Origin of the sequence: Pseudomonas sp. 10S4, from assembly GCF_034344865.1 — a bacterium.
GTDB lineage: Bacteria > Pseudomonadota > Gammaproteobacteria > Pseudomonadales > Pseudomonadaceae > Aquipseudomonas.
In genome coordinates this window covers 6191724-6208342 of the sequence record NZ_CP133774.1, presented here as the reverse complement: position 1 = coordinate 6208342, position 16619 = coordinate 6191724, and the positions used below count along the sequence as shown (strand labels likewise).

Genomic DNA, 16619 nt, shown 5'->3' with positions numbered 1-16619 from the left:
CCATGGACGCAATGGACATGAAGAGTACTTTCAAACCGTCACATCTTATTCTTGCCCTCTGCGTAACCGCGTTCATGGGCTGTACGAGTACGAACGAAGAAACATCGCCCATGGCGGGTATCGCCATGGCGGATAAAGTTTGTTCCATGTGCCATGGGCTGACAGGGGAGTCCATCTCACCGATGTTTCCCAAGTTGGCCGGTCAGCAAAAAGACTACCTGAAGTTGCAACTGACTGACTTCAAGGGCCATCAGCGCAGCGACAAGGCCGGGACTCAGTACATGTGGGGCTTCACCCATTTGACCGAGACCCAGATCGCCGAATTGGCAGATTATTTTTCAAGCCAGAGCCCCATGAAGGCTGACGCCGATACGCCTGATGCGCGCGGTGAACTGATTTTTCGCACGGGGTTGCCGGAATCGGGCGTCGTTCCGTGCAGTTCCTGCCACGGTGCGGATGGCCAGGGCAATGGGCAGTTTCCGCGCCTGGCGGGTCAACATGCCTACTACATGATTCGCCAGATCAAGGTTTTCCAGGAGACCGAGCAGCGCCCCCGTGGCGCGATCATGAAGCAGGTCACTCATTCACTGTCTGATGCCGACGCTGAATCTGTTGCTCATTACATTGCGACACTGGGGGAAAAAAATAATGGCTGTTGCGGCACCTGTGACGCGTCTGAGGAGACGTTGTGTGACCTGAAAGTGCACGTAATTGAGCCCCTCGCGTTACCCGTGCGGCGGAGCGGGCCAAAGTCGTTCGCGCCACGGTCATCGGTTTCGTCATCACACCGTTGCTGCTGATTGCGGTGTCTTTGCGGAAAAGACCTTCGCCCTTTGTGTTTTTGGAGCATGGCCGCGATCTAAACCACCGCCCCGAACAGCGATCCCACCAGCGCCGTGATGCCCATGGCCAACACGCCCCACAGCGTCACGCGCCAGGCGCCGGTCAAGATGTTGGCCCCCCCGGCCCTGGCCGCGACGGCCCCCAGGCTGGCGAGAAAGACCAATGACATAGCGCAAATCCACGGCACAACGCTGTGCGCCGGGGCGATGAAAATCACCGCCAGCGGCAAGGCGGCGCCGACCACGAAACTGGCGGCCGAGGCGAGGGCGGCCTGCAGCGGTTTGGCCGTGAGTACTGCGCTGATGCCCAGTTCGTCCCGGGCGTGAGAACCCAGGGCGTCATGGGCCATCAATTGGTCGGCCACCTGATGCGCCAGTTCGGCTGATACGCCGCGATGCATGTAAATATTGGCCAGCTCAATGTGTTCCGCTTTCGGGTTGCTGGCCAGTTCGGCCCGTTCCCGGGACAGGTCTGCCCGTTCGGTATCCGCCTGAGAGTGCACGGAGACGTATTCACCCGCCGCCATGGACATGGCGCCCGCCACCAGCCCGGCCATACCGGTCACCAGCAACGTTGAGTGAGTGGCGTTGGCCGCGGCGACGCCGATCAACAGGCTGGCAGTGGAGACGATCCCGTCGTTGGCCCCCAGGACGGCGGCGCGCAGCCAGCCGATACGATCGCTGCGATGAGACTCGGTGTGCCTGTGCATGAATTTCATTGTTTAGCGGGACTCACTGTCATGGGGCGGTTCATATCGGACGGGTTTCAATTTGCGCCTGCAACTGGCCGCCGACAATGGATATTTCCTTGAACTGTTCACCGTCGCGCAGCACGAACAACGCGTCCATCCCACGCTCCTGAGCCAAGCGTGGGCCTTCGATTTCACCCAGCACCATCAGCGCCGTGGCCCAGGCGTCGGCGAGCATGCACGAAGCCGCCACCACGGTGACAGCCGCGAGCGGGTTGCACAGCGGCGCACCCGTTACAGGGTTCATGGTGTGGGCGTAGGACTGCCCACTTACATCCACCCAATGTCGGTAGTCCCCGGATGTGGCGATGGCGGCGTCGCCAAGCTCCATTACCCCCATCACTTCACGTACGCCACGGTGGGGTTTTTCAATGGCCACGACCCAGGGTTGAGCACCAGCCTTGACGCCTCTGGCGTGCATCTCGCCGTCGATGCCGAGCAGATAACGAGTGATACCAAAACCTTCCAGGCAACGGGCCAGTTCATCGACACCGAAACCCTTGGCGATGCCATTCAAATCGAGGTTCAGCGGCGCACGTTTACGCACTTGATTGCGTTGCGGGTCAACCACCAGGGCGGCGCAGGCGGACAGTCGCGCTCGCGGCGGCGCCGTCCCGAGGGTTTGCTCTGTGATGGATTGTTCGCCGGGACCGAAGCCCCAGGCGTCCACCAGATCACCGACAGCGATGTCGAAGGCGCCGGCGGATTGCTGACTGACCCGCAGCGCGGCAGACAGCACCGTGGTCAGCTCCTTGGGTACCGACAGCCATTCCTGCTCGGGGGCGGCGTTGAGGCGGTTGAGGTCGGAATCGGGTCTCCAGGTGGACATTTGCTGGTCCACCCGGCCCACGGCGCGTGCCAGGGCCTGGCCGATCTCGTCGGTATCGATTCCGGCCGCCGCATAGAACAGGGCGGTGTAGCGCGTGCCCATGGTCTCGCCGTTCAGGCTGTAGCGTTGCACCTCAGTAGACATCTTCACGGTAGCGTCCTTGTGCCTTGAGGGTCAGCACACTCAGGTTGAGCGGTGCCAACACTTCATCCAGGGCCAGCATCACGCCTTTTGCCATTTCGCGACTGCCACACACCAACACCTGAGCGCCTTTTTCAATCAACCGGCGCAAAGCCAGGGCATCGCTGATCAGCCGGTCTTGCACGTAACAGCGGTCATGAACCTGGGAAAAAGCGGCGCGCAATTCAGTTAGGCGTCGGTCTGCCAGATAACGGTTGAGCTCCGGTTCGTAGAGAAAGTCCGAGGCCGGGTTGCGTCCGCCCCAATACAAGTGCATCGGGTGTCGGGCCTTGTTGTTGCGGATAAAACCGGCCAGGGGACCAATGCCGGTGCCAGCGCCGATCAGGATCACCGGGTGCGCACCCGACGCTGGACGGAATTGCGGGTTGGGCTGGATGAACGCTTCAATCGACGCGCCGATCTCTAGGCCATGCAGGTACTCCGAACACAGGCCGCCTTCGTGTTTGCGCACGCAGATTTCCAGCACGCCGTCTTCTGAGCGGCTGGCCAGCGAGTAAAAACGCGGGACCGGGTTATCCGGAGGAAAAATCCCGACCAGGTCACCGGCCTGAAAACTCGGCAGCTCGCCCGGTGCCTTGAAGCGCAGGACGTGGGTCGGAGCATTCACTTCTTCGCCGTAGACGATGCATTCGGTCAACTCCAGTTGATGGGTGCACGGTTGCTCCGGTGTGTGGACCAGGGTCAAGTCATGCCCCAGTGCTTCGGCCAACGCGTGGCCCCAGCGCGAAAATTCTTGGGAGGACTGGCGGTTGACGGTTTCCAGCCCCAGCAATGGCGAGCCACCGGCCTGCACCATCGCGTCCTGCACTTGATGGGCGTACTGACAGAACTGCTGAAACTGTCGATCCCCCAAACCCAGTACCGCAAAGGGCAGGCCGGGTTTGACGCCGACCTGGTTCAGCCGTGTCAGGAACTGCGAGGCCGAAGCCGGGGCATCACCATCACCGTGGGTCGCGGTCAGGATGAACAGCCGCTGGGCATGGCGGTAATTGCCTTTCCATTCATTCATCGCCGCGCTGTGCACCCGGTGCCCAGCCTGGTGCAAGGCATCATGCAAGGTTTTGGCAAAACCCCAGGTGCTGTTGTTTTCACTGCCCACCAGAATCACGCTGTCGGCGGAGTGGGCGGGACTGTTGTGGCGGATGGTCGGGCCGGCCTTGCGGCGGCGCCACCAGAGCAGGATGCCGGTCACGCTCATCAACGGCACGCAGAGGGCGCAAAGGCCAAGCGGCAGGCCCAGCCACCAGAGGCCTTCACCGGTGTGCAACTGGTAAATCAGTTCGTAAACGTTGTGCATCGAGTCGTGAGCTTGCCAGGACAACAAGGTGCCGCTGGCCGGGTCCACGTAGCCGTCGCCCTGAGCCGTGCGCAGGGCGAACACGTCTTGCGGGTTGCCGGGGCTTGGGTAGACCAGTTCGCGCAGGTCATTCAGGTCGGTGGCCTGCAAGGCTTGCAGGTTCGCCACCGGCAACGCCGGGCCAGCGCTGATGTGGGTGGGGAAGGCCGGTTCACTCTGACTGCCATCGGCGATCAAGCCGAAGGTGGTGGCGGACATGTAGAGCCCGCTCAAGGCTGACAGCAGCAGCCCAAGCACGGCCAGGCGCCCGACTTCGGCGTGCCAGCGCTGGCTGAACGTGCCGCGCAGTGGCCGCAGCAGATTGCGCCAGCCGCCCAGGCGCCGGGCCAGCAGCAATGCGCCGGACACCGACAGTATCAACATGAACAGCGCGCCAGCGCCCGACACCCCGTGGCCCGGAGTGCCCATGAACAGCGAGCGGTGCAGGTCTTTCATCCAGCGTGTGAAGGCGGACGGCTCGTAGGGCGCGAGGCCCTGGCCGGTCAGCGGGTCGACCTTTTCGGTACCGGACTGACCGTCCTGGTTGTAGTAGACGATGACCGTCCCGGACGCTGTGCGCTGGATTTGCTCCACGCCCGGAAAGTGACTGGCGACACGTCCGGCCAACTGGCCGACGTTGAGCTGCCCGGCAGCGGTGGACGTGCTGTGCAGGCGTTCCAGCGCTGGGTCAACGGACAATACCGCGCCACTGATGGCCAATATCATGACCAACAGGGCGGCGATCAGGCCGGGCAGTGAATGGAACTGGCGAAGCATGTTCAGCCTCCAGAAATCGCGGGTGCTACAGGTCGTAAGTGAACGAGTCGACGTAAGTGCTGCCGGTCGCCGGTTTGCCCGAACCCTTGGAGGTCAGTGGCACGCTGACATCGGCGCGGGCTTCACGCTTGTTTTCCACGGCGCTGTCGATATGGATCTGATACCCGGCGTCGATCAAGGTGTCTGCCAGTTCAACGCTGACTTTGAGCGTGCGTCCGCTGCCGACACTGGCGCCGCTGACCCCGTCAAACTCGCTCGGATTCATGCCGCTGCCACGGGCCCAGTCGGTCAAGTGCCGGTAGTACTTGGCCTTCTTGCCAGCCACCCAAAGGGTTTTCTGGTATTGGCCATTGGCGTCGGTGACGTAAATCGCCAGGTACGCATCGTTACCGCCGTAGTCCTTGAGCTGGGTGGTCAGGGTCACTTCACGGGCCTGGGCCAGCCCCGGCAGGGCAACGGCACCGGCGAGGCAGGTTGCAGCGATGATTTTTTCATGAGGATGTCCTGTTTGAACGTTGTGGCGAGAGCCTGGACCTGCTGGCTGGCAGCAACCTGAAAGCCTGGAAAAATCATTCTGAGTCCGGGCTGGCGAGGTAGTCGCTGGCATCACCGTCGTCGCCGAAATCGACTTGCAACGTGCGCAGGCGCAGGGACGCCGGTGCGTAACGAGCTTCGATGGCGTTGCCCTTGCGGTCAGCGCCCTTGAGCTTGTAGCAACCGTTATCGACCTTGATGCGCTGCACGCTCCAGCCGTATTGCTGTTCCACTTGTTGACGCAAGGTTTCACGCGGTTGCCAGTCGTTGACCGGGTCTTTGCAGTCGTCATCGGCCAAGGCGTAACCGCTGAGCAGCACACTCAACAGGGCAGAACTGGCAATAAATGCTGATTTCATGATCTGTCTCCTGCCGGATCGGCATCTGAGGCATACCCTAAGGTGCATTCCTGACAACCAGCTGAATCTTCAGATTCACGTCAGGTAAGGCGGTTAAGGTGCTGCACGACAACCATCACAGGAGGTGCCAGATGCGGGTTTTATTGGTCGAGGATGCGCCTGGGCTGGGGGAGGCGGTGCGCGAGCAGATCGCCGATGACGGCCACGCCGTCGACTGGGTGCAGCGCCTGGATCATGCGCGCAACAGCGTGCGTACCACGCCTTACGACCTGATCCTGCTGGACCTGATGCTCCGGACGGTCGCGGCCTGGACTTTTTGCGTCAGCAGCGCTCAGCCGGGGACGTGACCCCGGTGATTATCCTGACCGCCCAGGACCAGATATCCGATCGTATCGCCGGCCTCAATGCCGGGGCCGACGACTACCTGATCAAACCGTTCGACCTGTTCGAGCTTTCGGCCCGTATAGCCGCCGTGGCCCGACGTTACAGCGGTAATCCCAATCCACAGATCAAGCTCGGTGATTTGCAGGTCGATATGAGCGCCCGCACGGTGCAGCGCGGCGGCGCGACCGTGGATCTGACGGCTCGGGAATGGGCGCTGTTCGAGGCCTTTGTCCAGCGCCCCAGCGCGTTGTTGTCGAAGTCGCAGCTCGAAGAACGCTTGTATGCCTTTGGCGCCGAAATCGAGAGCAACACCATCGAGGTCTATATCAGTCGCCTGCGTAAAAAACTCGGGCGCGACCTGATTGAAACCGTGCGCGGCATGGGTTACCGGTTGATGTCCGTATGAAGTCGTCGTCAAGCCTGCAAAAACGCCTCGGCCTCGGTTTGACGCTGGGTATGACCTTGCTCTGGCTGGGGGCAACCGTCGGTGCCTGGCTGGTGGTGCAACATGAGTTGAACGAGGCGTTCGACAGCGCCCTGGAAGAAACCGCGCAACGCATCCTGCCCCTGGCCGTGCTGGAAATCAGCAACCGTGAAGAACCCCGAGAAGCACAACACATCGCCACCCTGAAGGTGCGTCAGGAATACCTGACGTACCTTGTGCGCGATGCACAGGGCAAGATTCTGATGCAGTCCCACGACGCCAACCCGAAGATCTTCAATAAACAACCGGGTGAAGGGTTTTCCACCACTGAAAAATACCGTCTGTATGGCGCGAGTGCGCTGCGTGGGACGCTATTCATCGAAATCGCCGAACCTCTGGATCATCGCCGTGAAGCCGCGCGGGAAGCCTTGTTTGCCTTGTTGTTGCCATTGTTGGCGCTGATTCCCATCAGCCTGTTGGGCACCTGGCTGTTTGTACGCATCAGCCTGCGCAGCGTGTTGGCCTATCGTCGTGCCGTGGAAGCGCGTGGCGTGGGCGATCTGTCGCCGATCAAAGTGGCACGGCTGCCGGCGGAAATCGACCCGTTGGCCGATGCGGTCAACCATTTGCTGGAGCGTTTGCGTAAGGCTTTGGAGGCCGAACGCAGCTTCACTGCCAACAGCGCCCATGAACTGCGTACGCCTTTGGCTGCGACATTGGCGCAGATCCAGCGCCTGCGCCACGAAGCGCCGGAAGGCCCGTTGCGCGTGCGTGCGGCGAAGATCGAAAACTCGTTACGGGAGTTGGCGCGGCTCTCGGAAAAACTCATGCAATTGGCCAAGGCCGAGGGCGGCGGGCTGTTGTCCGAAGCGCCCCAAGACCTCATTCCGTTGCTGGCCCATGGGGTTGATGAGTGGAACCACAGCAGCGGGCAGCGCATCGCGTTGCAGTTGCCCGGCGGGGCCAGTGTTTACTCGGCTATTGATCCGGACGCTTTCGGCATCCTGTTGCGTAATCTGATCGAGAATGCGCTGAAGTACGGCGCAGCCGATCAACCGGTCGAGGTCAGCCTCAGCGATCAGGCATTGCTGCGAGTGCTCAACGGCGGTCCGGCGGTGCCAGAGCCAGTATTGCGGCGCCTGACCGAGCGCTTTGTGCGGGGCAATAGTGAAACGAGCGGTTCAGGCTTGGGGTTGGCCATTGCCAAAACCATTGTCCAGGGCGTCGGCGCCAGCATGACCCTGGCCTCACCAGCGATGGGCCGGGAGCAGGGGTTTGAGGTATGCGTCCAGTTTCAACTCGCACTCAATGGAGAGACCGACAGGGTCGATGGCTAGACTTTCTCGGCAGGAATGCTATGACTTATGCACGGGCGTTCCTCAAGGCCATCCGAGCGGAGCACTCCATGCGTGTTCGATTTCCTCATTTCATCGCGCTGTTGGCGGTCGTCGCACTCGGCAGCTTGCCCTGTGCCCAAGCCGTCGAATACAACCAGGTCAACGCCGCCGCCAGCCAGATCAGTTTCACCTTCAGCCAGTTTGGCTCGCGGGTCTACGGGACGTTCGGCCAGTTCGAAGGCACCCTCGATTTTGATACGCAAAATCCCGCAACCGCCCACGCCGTGCTCAACATCCAGCTTGCGAGCATCGACGCCGGCAGCAGCGACGCCAACACCGAACTGAAAAAAACGGCCTGGTTCGACACGGAGCACTACCCGCTGGGCACCTTCAAATCGACCAGCGTCAAAGCCCTCGGCGGCGACCGTTATCTGTTCATCGGCGACCTCACGCTCAAAACCATTACCCGCAAGGTCGAGGTTCAAGTCCAGTTGAAACCGGAGAGTGGCATCGGTGTGTTCGTCGGCGAGTTCGCGCTCAACCGTGACGACTTCAAGGTCGGCGAGGGCGAGTGGGCGGACGGGGTTGTCTCCAAAGACATCAACATCCGGTTTCGGATGGTCGCACCGCAGCGGTAATCTGACGAAAGCAGTATGTGAGATCCACCTCAATCCCTGTGGGAGCGAGCTTGCTCGCGATGACTCAGGCACATTCAGGCACCGGGCTGTCTGTCAGACCGCTTTCGCGAGCAGGCTCACTCCCACATTGGCTCTCTGGCAGACGCAGTATTTGAGTTCAACCGTCATCCCCTGTGTCCCGCTGACGGGAGGGCATTCCCCGCAAACCGTCTTTTTGTATCCTGGCAGCTATATATCAAGGTGCCGGTACCGTATCGCCGTCAGCTGCTAAGCTACGCCGGTGAAACGCCCGAGTTGAACGCGATGCTCTGCAAGGAGGCAGGCTGATGGTGATCAAACGTATTGCCGGTTTAAGTGCGCACGCGGTTCCCGAACCTTTCGTTCGAGAAGAAGTGGAGCGAGTGCTGGCGCAGCTTCTGGCCAGTCCATTGTTCGCCAAATCCCGGCGGATGGGCAGCCTGTTGGGCTTTTTGGTCGAACACGACCTTCAGTTCTCGAACATTCCCCTCACTGAGCACGCCATTGGCATCGCGGTGTTTCGCCGTGATCCGGCGGTCTACTGCACCGGTGACGACCCAGTGGTGCGGGTGCAGGTCGGCCGATTGCGGCGCAAGCTCGTCAGTTATTACACCACGCTTGGCCAGCACGACCCGGTGCGCCTGAGCGTGCCGGCCGGTTCTTATCGGCTGGTCTACGAGCGACGTTCGCCCAAGGTGGCCGGCGCCCACCATCCGGTTCTGCAGCTTCAGCCGTTCACCTGCATCACCCACGACGGCAGCGACTTTACCCAGGGCTTGTGCGAAGAATTGAGCTGCAGGCTGTTCCAGTCGTTCGAACAAACCCAGACCCATGCCAACCATGTATTGATGAATATGCCTCGAAGCAGCCTCAAGGCAGCGGTTCCGGCACGTGCGGGGCGGGGCAGTTATTTGCTGGAGGGTAGCGTGCGGGTCGAGCCGGCGCGTGTGCGGGCGTCGGTACGCCTGATCGACGTGGCCCAGGGACGGATTCGCTGGTCCGGGCAGTTTGATCGCAAGCAACCATACGGCATCGCAACTCAGGAGGATCTGGCAGAGTCTATCTGTCGGTCGCTGACGGGCTATTTCGCCCAGGGCTGTGACGATTGATGAGCAAGAGGGACAACCGCAAAGCTGTCCCTCTTTGTGTGGCAGTTAAGGCGTTGTCCAGCTACCACCCGAGTAGAGGCGGACCGCATCGTTACTGTCAGTCAGGTTGATTTCGATTGATTGCGAGCGCGAGGTACTGAACATCGTGCTGGTTTGCACGTTCTGTTCGAACCACACGAGGATCGTCTCTACGGGCGTCAGTACAGTCGAGCCGGTGACCACCTGTTGCGAGGCTACGTAGATCGGCGTGGAGACCTGTCTGCCATCAATGCCAGTGGACAGTTGGCTGACCCCTGGGTGAATCGGACCATAGTTGTTCAACAGCGTGATGGAGATCTCAGGGCCGCCGCTTGACGCTGGGCCCAGCAAGCCAGACGTGTCGAGTGTTGCCTGTTGCCCCAGGCCGATGTTGACGAGATTGGTCGAAACATCAACCTGCACGTTGGCCTGGAATACATTGGAGCCGAACAACTGGTACTGAGGCGTCCAGCTGAACGTGTTGTTGCTCAGGTAGTTGGAGTAGGACTGCCAGACCACATTGTAGTCTTCGTTACCCACCTTCTTGGCGAAGCACAGCTTATAGTTGGACTGCTTGAGTTGTGTCAGGTCCGCCGAGGCGATCTGGATCTTGACCGACTTTTGGGTAGCCGCCAGGGAAGACGTCAGCACCTTGCTGTAGTCGGTCGTTTTCAGGGCCGTCGGTGCGGCGAGGAGCGACTTGACAGCCTTTTGAAGGTCGTCGTGCAGTGCTTGTTTGATGCTTGCTGCGCTTGACTTACTCATGGTGTCCCTCTGTTCTGTCTTGGTTGTGTTTAGGCAATCAATGGGCAGCGGGCGTCGAAGCAGACAAACGATCAGGCAGCACCCGTGACAGGTCTTCCATGCCTCCGCTGGCCGGAGGCGGGCGTTGCCGATGATGTGTCACAACCCTGTAAGCACATTGACGGCTTCACATTAGGCTCGACGGGCAGAGTGGCGAAGTATCTTGGCGTTACATTCGCAAGGGGCGTTGATGCGCTGACGGTCAGCCAAGTAACAGGCTGAGTAACGAGGTTGTATCAAAGCACTGCGGGTTTTGCTGTAAACCGGGTGATACGATTCTGGCGTTTGAGTTTGTCCGTCGAGCAGGAACGCATTGTCATGAAGCCGAGTTTCGAGAAAATCCCCACGCCAACCGATGCCTCGTGGTCGATGCTCAACCGTCGGCTGGCCGATGACATTCCGTTCGAATGGCACCACCACCCTGAATATGAATTGACCCTGACCCTCAACAGCCGTGGCCATCGCTATGTGAGCAGCGACGTGCGGCTTTACGATGACGGCGACCTGGTGCTGCTGGGGCCGAATGTGCCGCACAGTTGGTGTTCCGCTGAACTCATTGACCCGGAGCAGCCCCACGTTGCGCTGGTCATCTGGTTTTCCCAAGCCTGGGCTCAATCACTCGTAGCGCTGTTTCCGGAGTTGGGTTCATTGCAGGCGCTACTGGCCGCCGCGCAGTGTGCGTTGCACTTCAGTGAGCCGGCCTCAAAAGAACTTCGCCCCATCATCGAGGCGATGGTGGATCAGCAAGGGCCGGAGCGATTGGTGTCGCTGCTGCAAGTGCTGACCCGACTGACCCGTGACACCGATGCCCAGAGAATTCTCCCCGATAAACCGACCGACGCCGCCGTCGTGCCAGGCGAAGACGTGCGCCTGCAACGGGTGCTCGAGCATATCCACGCTCACTACGTCGAGCCCCTGGCCATCCCCGAATTGGCGGACATCGCCTGCATCAGCGTTTCGGCGTTTCATCGCATGTTCCGCCGTCATACCCATTGCACGGCGCTGGACTACATCGCCCGGTTACGTATTGGCCGGGCGTGTGCGCTGTTGCTGCAAGGCAATAACCCCGTTGCGCTGATTGCCGAAACGGTAGGTTATTCGTCGCTGGCGCTGTTCAACCGACAATTCAAGGCACAGAAGGGCATCGCCCCCAGCAATTTCCGAAAGCGCCACGGGCATCATTTTCGGTAACGCGATTACGGCAGACACGGGTTTGCGTACACCCGATCCATCGTGGGCTGTACGCCACAATCGTATCGGTCAACGCGGTAAATCCGACTGAGCCGAAAAGGGCGCAAATGTTTTAGTGCAGGTGGCTTTTAACAACCCTCAGCAGGCCGCCACCATGAGCAACTATCACACCTTCCAAAGCGCTGTCCTTCCAGAACACTACCAAGACAACATCGTGCGCATGAAGCGTGCCTTGCGTGCGCAAATAGGCGATGTGGATGCCCTGTTTACCGAAGTGAGCGCGTTCATCGAAGCAGAAATTATCTCGATCAAGGAACAGCAAGCCCGGACCGGCAGCGCCTGGCCGGTACTGGACTACTCGACCATTGCCGCAGGCAAAGTGACAGAAGGGCAGTTGGCGATGATTCGCCGCCGTGGCTGCCTGGTGATAAAAGGGCACTTTCCCACAGAACAAGTCGCCGAATGGGACAAAGGCTTGCTCCAATACCTCGATGACAATGCCTTCGATGCCACCTACCGCGGCCCGGTGGACCAGTTCTTCGGCAACCTTGACGCCTCACGCCCCGAGATCTTTCCAGTCTATTGGTCCCGCTCGCAAATGCAGGTGCGCCAACACGAACGCATGGCCACAGCGCAATCGTTCCTCAATCGACTCTGGAAAACTCATTCCCGGGGCCAGCAATGGTTCGATCCCGATGTGAATGCGCTGTACCCCGACCGGGTACGCCGCCGTCCGCCGGGCACAACCTCTAAAGGGCTTGGCCCGCATACCGATTCCGGGGCGCTGGAGCGATGGTTGCATCCGGCTTACTTGAAGGTCTTCGACAACATTTACCGCAATGACTTCAAGGCCTATGACCCTTGGGACGCGGCTTATCGCACTGAAGTCGACGAGTACGCCCACCAGGACACGGTGAAGTGTTCGGCCTTCCGGACCTTCCAGGGCTGGACCGCGCTGTGCGATATGAAGGCCAATCAGGGTGTGCTGCACACGCTGCCGATTCCCAAAGCCATGGCTTATTTACTGCTGCGACCGCTGCTCAACGATGTCCCGGAGGATGAATTGTGCGGTGTCATGCCGGGCAAAGTGCTGCCGGTTTCGAAGCAGTGGCATCCGCTGCTGGTCGAGGGCTTGAGCCCGATCCCTGACGTTGAGGCTGGCGATTCTGTTTGGTGGCATTGCGACGTGATTCACAGCGTCGCGCCAGTGCTAAACCAGCAGGGCTGGGGCAACGTGATGTACGTGCCGGCGGCGCCGATGTGTCCCAAGAATCGGCGATATGCCAAAGATGTTTTTGACGCCTTCGCCGCGGGAGCCTCCCCGAGTGACTTCCCGCGGGAGGATTATGAAAAACACTGGAAGGGCAGATTCAGCGTCGATGAATTGAACGAAATCGGGCGCTTGGGTCTTAATGTCGCGAAGTGAAGGCGTTGGAACGACGAAAATCCTGTGGGAGCGGGCTTGCTCGCGAAGAAAACGCCGCGGTTTTTCAGGAACTACGCGTCATCGTTCTTCGCGGGCAAGCCACGCTCCCACAGGTTCTGCGTCTTAACTGGATGGCATTAAGGCTTGCCGGCGATGGCGATTTCAGGGACACCATCGCGGGCAAGCCTTGCTCCTACAGAAGCGCCAACTGATTGCCGGCCTTGGCCACCTCCAACAACCGATGCAGCCGCAGCGCATCCTCAAACGTCGCCGCCGCATGCGTCCCGTCCGCCAGATCCTGCGCAAACACGTGATACAGCTCCGCCAGTTCCAGCACCGCCGACGGCAATCCAGATTCAGGCAAACGCTGATAACTGTCCGGCAATGGCAGGATTTGCAGCGGCAGGTCATCGCCGTGCGCACCTTCGATCACATAGTCATCACCCACGTCGCCGAAGGCTGAGCGGTTGGTGATTTTCAGGTCGCCCTGATCGCCAGTGATGTCGATCTGCACGCCCGAACCATTGCGCTTGCCGCCCTCGATATGGATCGAAACCACCGCGTCGTTTTCCAGCAAACCACTGAGCACCAGTTGATCCGGTGCGGTGCTGTCCAGCACTTCGCCGGTTTCGACGATGGTGACTTTCGGGAACTGACTGACCATCAACCCCGACACACTCAACGGCCAACCGGTGGCGGTGAACAGCATGTCGAGGAAGTGCCCGGCGTAGATGGCGATGACGCTGGAGAAGTTTTCCTCGGGAGCGGTCCAGCGCAGAGAGTTGGACCGCAGCGCCTGTAAGTAATGGGTGCTGACGTGCAGGCGCACCGAGCGCAACTGGCCGACATAACCTTGCTGCAGCAGGTCTTGCAGGTAGCGGTTGTGCGGCGCATGGCGGCGTTGCAGGCCGACGATGTGGCGCACGCCGGCATCCTTCGCCAGGTGCACCAATTGTTCGGAGGCGGCGGTCGTGGTGGTCAGTGGCCATTCGCAGTAGACGTCTTTGCCGGCGGCGATGGCGGCACGCACGGTGTGTTCGTGTTGCGGCGCGGTGTTGAGCACCACCACCAGATCGACCTCGGGGTTATGGATCAAGGTGTCGAGCGAGTCGGCGACCTGAGGAATGCCGTACTCGCTGGCCGCCGCTTCGGCGCGTTCACGGTGTTCGCTGTAAATCGCTTGCACGTGGTATTGCGGCAGTAGAGCGAGCACGCGCAAGTGGCCGTGGCGGGCCCAGGTGCCAACGCCGACGATGCCGGCCGCGAATGGGGGAATGTGAAGTGGTCATAGGTTTAGCCTCGTAAGGTGGATGGCAGACGAGGCAAAGTCTAGGGAGCGCAGGCTTGAGGAAAAACGGGCTAAAGGGCCGAACACTCTGGACAGAAACGGCGTTAATCCGACGCCGGTTTCAGACCTTGAGAATGTTGTCCTTGAAGAAATCGATCAACACCCGCAGCCTCGGTGCAGTCTGCTTTGACGCGGGCCAGAGCATCCACAGGTTGCCGGTGTGGTCGGTGTAATCCTCGAGCACAACCTTCAGTCTGCCGTCAGCCAATGGCTGGCGAATTGAAAAATCCGGCAGGCAGGCAATCCCCACCCCGTCAATCGCCAGGTACGTCAGCGGATCCATCGTGGTGCAGGTCATGGACTTCGCCAGATTCGGCTCGATGTGCGTCTCGCCAATCCTCAGCGGCCAGCGTTCGATCATCCCCGTCGCCGGAAACTTGTGCAGCAGACAGACGTGGTTGATCAGCTCGTCCGGGTGCGTCGGGTTACCGTGGCGCGCCAGGTACTCCGGCGACGCCACCAGTTGCAGCTGATAACCACCGAGTTTGCGCGCCATCAGCCGCGAGTCTTGCGGCGCGCCAGTGCGGATCACCGCGTCGAAACCTTCCTCAATCACATCGACCATGCGGTCGGACATGTCCACGTCCAGCTCGATGTCCGGGTAGGCGCGGATGAACCCGGCCAGCACCGGCATGATCAGCACGTTCTGCAACGGCACGCTGATGCGCACTTTGCCCCGAGGCGTGGCGGACAACTCCAGCAGCTCCATTTGCGCGGCTTCCACTTCACTGAGGATGCGCTTGCAACGGTCCAGGAACAGCTCACCTTCGGTGGTCAGCGTGACGCTGCGGGTGCTGCGATGGAACAGCCGGACGCCCAGGCGTTCTTCCATGCGCGCCACACTTTTGCCGACCGCCGAGGAGGAGATTTCCAGCAAGCGCCCGGCTTCGGTGAAGCTGCGGGTTTCGGCCACCTGAATGAAGGCCGTGATACCGCTGAGGCTGTCCATCATGGGAGGTGTGCTCGATGCAGGAGGGTTGAAGCAGAGTAGAGGCGGGCGGGGGATTTGCAAAGGGGAGTATCGGAAGCCAGGGGCCGCCATCGCGAGCAAGCTCGCGATGGCGACTTAACATTCAACGCAAAGCTCAGGCACTTTGTTGATAAAACGGATAATCCGTAAACCCAACCTCGCTACCACCATAAAACGTATCCCGGTCATAAGCATTCAACGGCCGATCATGCCGAATACGTTCCGGCAAATCCGGGTTGGCAATAAAGTCGCGACCAAATGCCACCAAGTCCGCATCACCCGCCTGCAAAATCTTCTCGGCAGACTCAGCCGTAAAGCCCCCGGCAGCCATGATCAAACCGTCGTAGTGACGACGAATCAACTGCGCCGCCACCGGGTTCTGGTCCTTGCTCTCATCAATCGAATTGCCCAGCACACGCGGTTCGATCAAGTGCAAATAGGCCAGTTTCAACGGCGCCAGTTGCTCGGCGACGTAGACGAACAGCGCTTCAGGATCGCTGTCCTTCATATCGCCGAATGTACCGCTCGGCCCCAGGCGCACCGCTACGCGTTCACTGCCCCAGACCGAAATCACGGCGCGGGTGATGTCCAGCAGAAACCGCGAACGCTTGGCGATGCTGCCGCCATAGGCGTCGGTGCGACGGTTGCTGCCGTCCTGCAAGAACTGGTCGATCAGGTAACCGTTGGCGCCATGGATTTCCACACCGTCAAACCCGGCGGCCAAGCCCCGTTGCGCGGCGCTGCGAAAATCTTCGACCAGTGCTTCGACTTCCGTTTCGCTGAGGGTACGGTGCGGCGTGCTCGGCACCCAACCATTGGCGGTGTAGGCGACCCCGTCGTACTCGACCGCCGAGGGCCCGACTGGCTGAGCACCGTTGGGTTGCATGTCGCTGTGGGACTGTCGGCCGGCATGGAACAGCTGCAAAAAGATCCGTCCGCCCTTGGCGTGCACTGCCTCGGTGATGGCTTTCCAGCCAGGGATTTGCGCGTCGTTGTACAAGCCCGGCGAACCGAGGTAGCCGTTGCCGGTGGTGGACACGACGGTGGCTTCGGAAATGATCAAGCCGCCGTCGGTGGCCCGCTGCGAGTAGTACTCGGCCATCAACGCACCGGGCACATCGCCGGGCTCGGAACGCATGCGCGTCAGCGGCGCCATGACCACGCGGTGGGACAGGGAGTGTGGGCCGATATTGATCGTGGAAAGCAGGGCTGGGTGATTCATGGTGACCTCCAGTAAGTGACTTGAGGCCACCTTAGGCCGATCGCCGTGCGGGAAAAACGGGCTGGCGATCCGCTCTCTTTGGACCGATTGCTCCGTAATCACC

General features: G+C 60.4%; 15 protein-coding genes and 1 pseudogene. 7 read left to right on the top strand and 9 right to left on the bottom strand.

What is annotated here, in order from left to right; all coding sequences use genetic code 11:
- The first annotated feature begins 2 nt into the window (after nt 1-2).
- Entirely contained in the window at nt 3-800 is a 798-nt protein-coding gene (locus tag RHM58_RS28925) for a c-type cytochrome (RefSeq protein WP_322268881.1), read from the top strand.
- A gap of 59 nt (nt 801-859) precedes the next feature.
- On the opposite strand, the gene RHM58_RS28920 is transcribed toward RHM58_RS28925, so the two are convergent.
- The 5 genes from RHM58_RS28920 to RHM58_RS28900 form a co-directional block, all read right to left on the bottom strand.
- Entirely contained in the window at nt 860-1561 is a 702-nt protein-coding gene (locus RHM58_RS28920; protein ID WP_322268880.1) for a VIT1/CCC1 transporter family protein, read from the bottom strand.
- A gap of 31 nt (nt 1562-1592) precedes the next feature.
- The gene (locus RHM58_RS28915; protein ID WP_322270915.1) at nt 1593-2564 is read right to left on the bottom strand and encodes an FAD:protein FMN transferase; all 972 of its coding nucleotides are present in this window, start codon (nt 2562-2564) and stop codon (nt 1593-1595) included.
- Nucleotides 2554-4734, bottom strand: a complete 2181-nt coding sequence (locus RHM58_RS28910; RefSeq protein WP_322268879.1) for a PepSY domain-containing protein — start codon at nt 4732-4734, stop codon at nt 2554-2556. Before RHM58_RS28910 ends, RHM58_RS28915 begins: the two co-directional genes overlap by 11 nt.
- A 25-nt stretch (nt 4735-4759) precedes the next feature.
- Nucleotides 4760-5221, bottom strand: a complete 462-nt coding sequence (locus tag RHM58_RS28905; RefSeq protein ID WP_322270914.1) for a DUF2271 domain-containing protein — start codon at nt 5219-5221, stop codon at nt 4760-4762.
- An 82-nt stretch (nt 5222-5303) separates the two neighbouring features.
- Nucleotides 5304-5627: a PepSY domain-containing protein gene (locus RHM58_RS28900; protein WP_322268878.1), complete on the bottom strand. Its 324-nt coding sequence runs from the start codon at nt 5625-5627 to the stop codon at nt 5304-5306.
- 131 nt (nt 5628-5758) lie between these two features.
- Here RHM58_RS28900 and RHM58_RS28895 point away from each other — a divergent pair.
- The 4 genes and pseudogenes from RHM58_RS28895 (at nt 5759) to RHM58_RS28880 (ending at nt 9537) form a co-directional block, all read left to right on the top strand.
- Nucleotides 5759-6417: pseudogene (locus RHM58_RS28895) on the top strand (response regulator transcription factor).
- The gene (locus RHM58_RS28890) at nt 6414-7772 is read left to right on the top strand and encodes an ATP-binding protein (RefSeq protein ID WP_201255567.1); all 1359 of its coding nucleotides are present in this window, start codon (nt 6414-6416) and stop codon (nt 7770-7772) included. The pseudogene RHM58_RS28895 and the gene RHM58_RS28890 overlap by 4 nt, the downstream one beginning before the upstream one ends.
- Before the next feature lie 68 nt (nt 7773-7840).
- Entirely contained in the window at nt 7841-8410 is a 570-nt protein-coding gene (locus tag RHM58_RS28885) for a YceI family protein (RefSeq protein WP_322268877.1), read from the top strand.
- Between the two features lie 326 nt (nt 8411-8736).
- Nucleotides 8737-9537: a hypothetical protein gene (locus RHM58_RS28880; protein ID WP_201255569.1), complete on the top strand. Its 801-nt coding sequence runs from the start codon at nt 8737-8739 to the stop codon at nt 9535-9537.
- A gap of 45 nt (nt 9538-9582) precedes the next feature.
- Here the strand turns inward: RHM58_RS28880 and RHM58_RS28875 are convergent, their stop codons facing one another.
- Nucleotides 9583-10320 carry a hypothetical protein gene (locus RHM58_RS28875; RefSeq protein WP_201255570.1) on the bottom strand — a complete coding sequence of 246 codons (738 nt, stop codon included), beginning with the start codon at nt 10318-10320 and terminating at the stop codon, nt 9583-9585.
- Nucleotides 10321-10677: 357 nt separating this feature from the next.
- Between RHM58_RS28875 and RHM58_RS28870 the strand changes: the two genes are divergently transcribed.
- Both RHM58_RS28870 and RHM58_RS28865 read left to right on the top strand, forming a co-directional pair.
- Nucleotides 10678-11550, top strand: a complete 873-nt coding sequence (locus RHM58_RS28870; RefSeq protein WP_322268876.1) for an AraC family transcriptional regulator — start codon at nt 10678-10680, stop codon at nt 11548-11550.
- A gap of 154 nt (nt 11551-11704) precedes the next feature.
- Nucleotides 11705-12976: a YbiU family protein gene (locus RHM58_RS28865; RefSeq protein ID WP_322268875.1), complete on the top strand. Its 1272-nt coding sequence runs from the start codon at nt 11705-11707 to the stop codon at nt 12974-12976.
- Between the two features lie 193 nt (nt 12977-13169).
- Here RHM58_RS28865 and RHM58_RS28860 read toward each other — a convergent pair whose 3' ends face one another.
- The 3 genes from RHM58_RS28860 to RHM58_RS28850 all read right to left on the bottom strand — a co-directional run bounded on the left by RHM58_RS28860 (nt 13170) and on the right by RHM58_RS28850 (nt 16516).
- Nucleotides 13170-14189 carry a Gfo/Idh/MocA family oxidoreductase gene (locus tag RHM58_RS28860; protein WP_322268874.1) on the bottom strand — a complete coding sequence of 340 codons (1020 nt, stop codon included), beginning with the start codon at nt 14187-14189 and terminating at the stop codon, nt 13170-13172.
- Nucleotides 14190-14385: 196 nt separating this feature from the next.
- Nucleotides 14386-15273, bottom strand: a complete 888-nt coding sequence (locus RHM58_RS28855; protein WP_322270913.1) for a LysR family transcriptional regulator — start codon at nt 15271-15273, stop codon at nt 14386-14388.
- Between the two features lie 136 nt (nt 15274-15409).
- On the bottom strand, nt 15410-16516 hold the full coding sequence (locus tag RHM58_RS28850; protein ID WP_322268873.1) for an alkene reductase: 1107 nt from the start codon (nt 16514-16516) through the stop codon (nt 15410-15412).
- Nucleotides 16517-16619 lie beyond the last annotated feature (103 nt).

Bases quoted from the DNA above. Each gene is read 5' to 3' on its own strand.
- RHM58_RS28925 (WP_322268881.1), top strand. From the start codon at position 3: ATGGACGCAATGGACATGAAGAGTACTTTCAAACCGTCACATCTTATT.
- RHM58_RS28920 (WP_322268880.1), bottom strand. From the start codon at position 1,561: ATGAAATTCATGCACAGGCACACCGAGTCTCATCGCAGCGATCGTATC.
- RHM58_RS28915 (WP_322270915.1), bottom strand. From the start codon at position 2,564: ATGTCTACTGAGGTGCAACGCTACAGCCTGAACGGCGAGACCATGGGC.
- RHM58_RS28910 (WP_322268879.1), bottom strand. From the start codon at position 4,734: ATGCTTCGCCAGTTCCATTCACTGCCCGGCCTGATCGCCGCCCTGTTG.
- RHM58_RS28900 (WP_322268878.1), bottom strand. From the start codon at position 5,627: ATGAAATCAGCATTTATTGCCAGTTCTGCCCTGTTGAGTGTGCTGCTC.
- RHM58_RS28890 (WP_201255567.1), top strand. From the start codon at position 6,414: ATGAAGTCGTCGTCAAGCCTGCAAAAACGCCTCGGCCTCGGTTTGACG.
- RHM58_RS28885 (WP_322268877.1), top strand. From the start codon at position 7,841: ATGCGTGTTCGATTTCCTCATTTCATCGCGCTGTTGGCGGTCGTCGCA.
- RHM58_RS28880 (WP_201255569.1), top strand. From the start codon at position 8,737: ATGGTGATCAAACGTATTGCCGGTTTAAGTGCGCACGCGGTTCCCGAA.
- RHM58_RS28875 (WP_201255570.1), bottom strand. From the start codon at position 10,320: ATGAGTAAGTCAAGCGCAGCAAGCATCAAACAAGCACTGCACGACGAC.
- RHM58_RS28870 (WP_322268876.1), top strand. From the start codon at position 10,678: ATGAAGCCGAGTTTCGAGAAAATCCCCACGCCAACCGATGCCTCGTGG.
- RHM58_RS28865 (WP_322268875.1), top strand. From the start codon at position 11,705: ATGAGCAACTATCACACCTTCCAAAGCGCTGTCCTTCCAGAACACTAC.
- RHM58_RS28855 (WP_322270913.1), bottom strand. From the start codon at position 15,273: ATGGACAGCCTCAGCGGTATCACGGCCTTCATTCAGGTGGCCGAAACC.
- RHM58_RS28850 (WP_322268873.1), bottom strand. From the start codon at position 16,516: ATGAATCACCCAGCCCTGCTTTCCACGATCAATATCGGCCCACACTCC.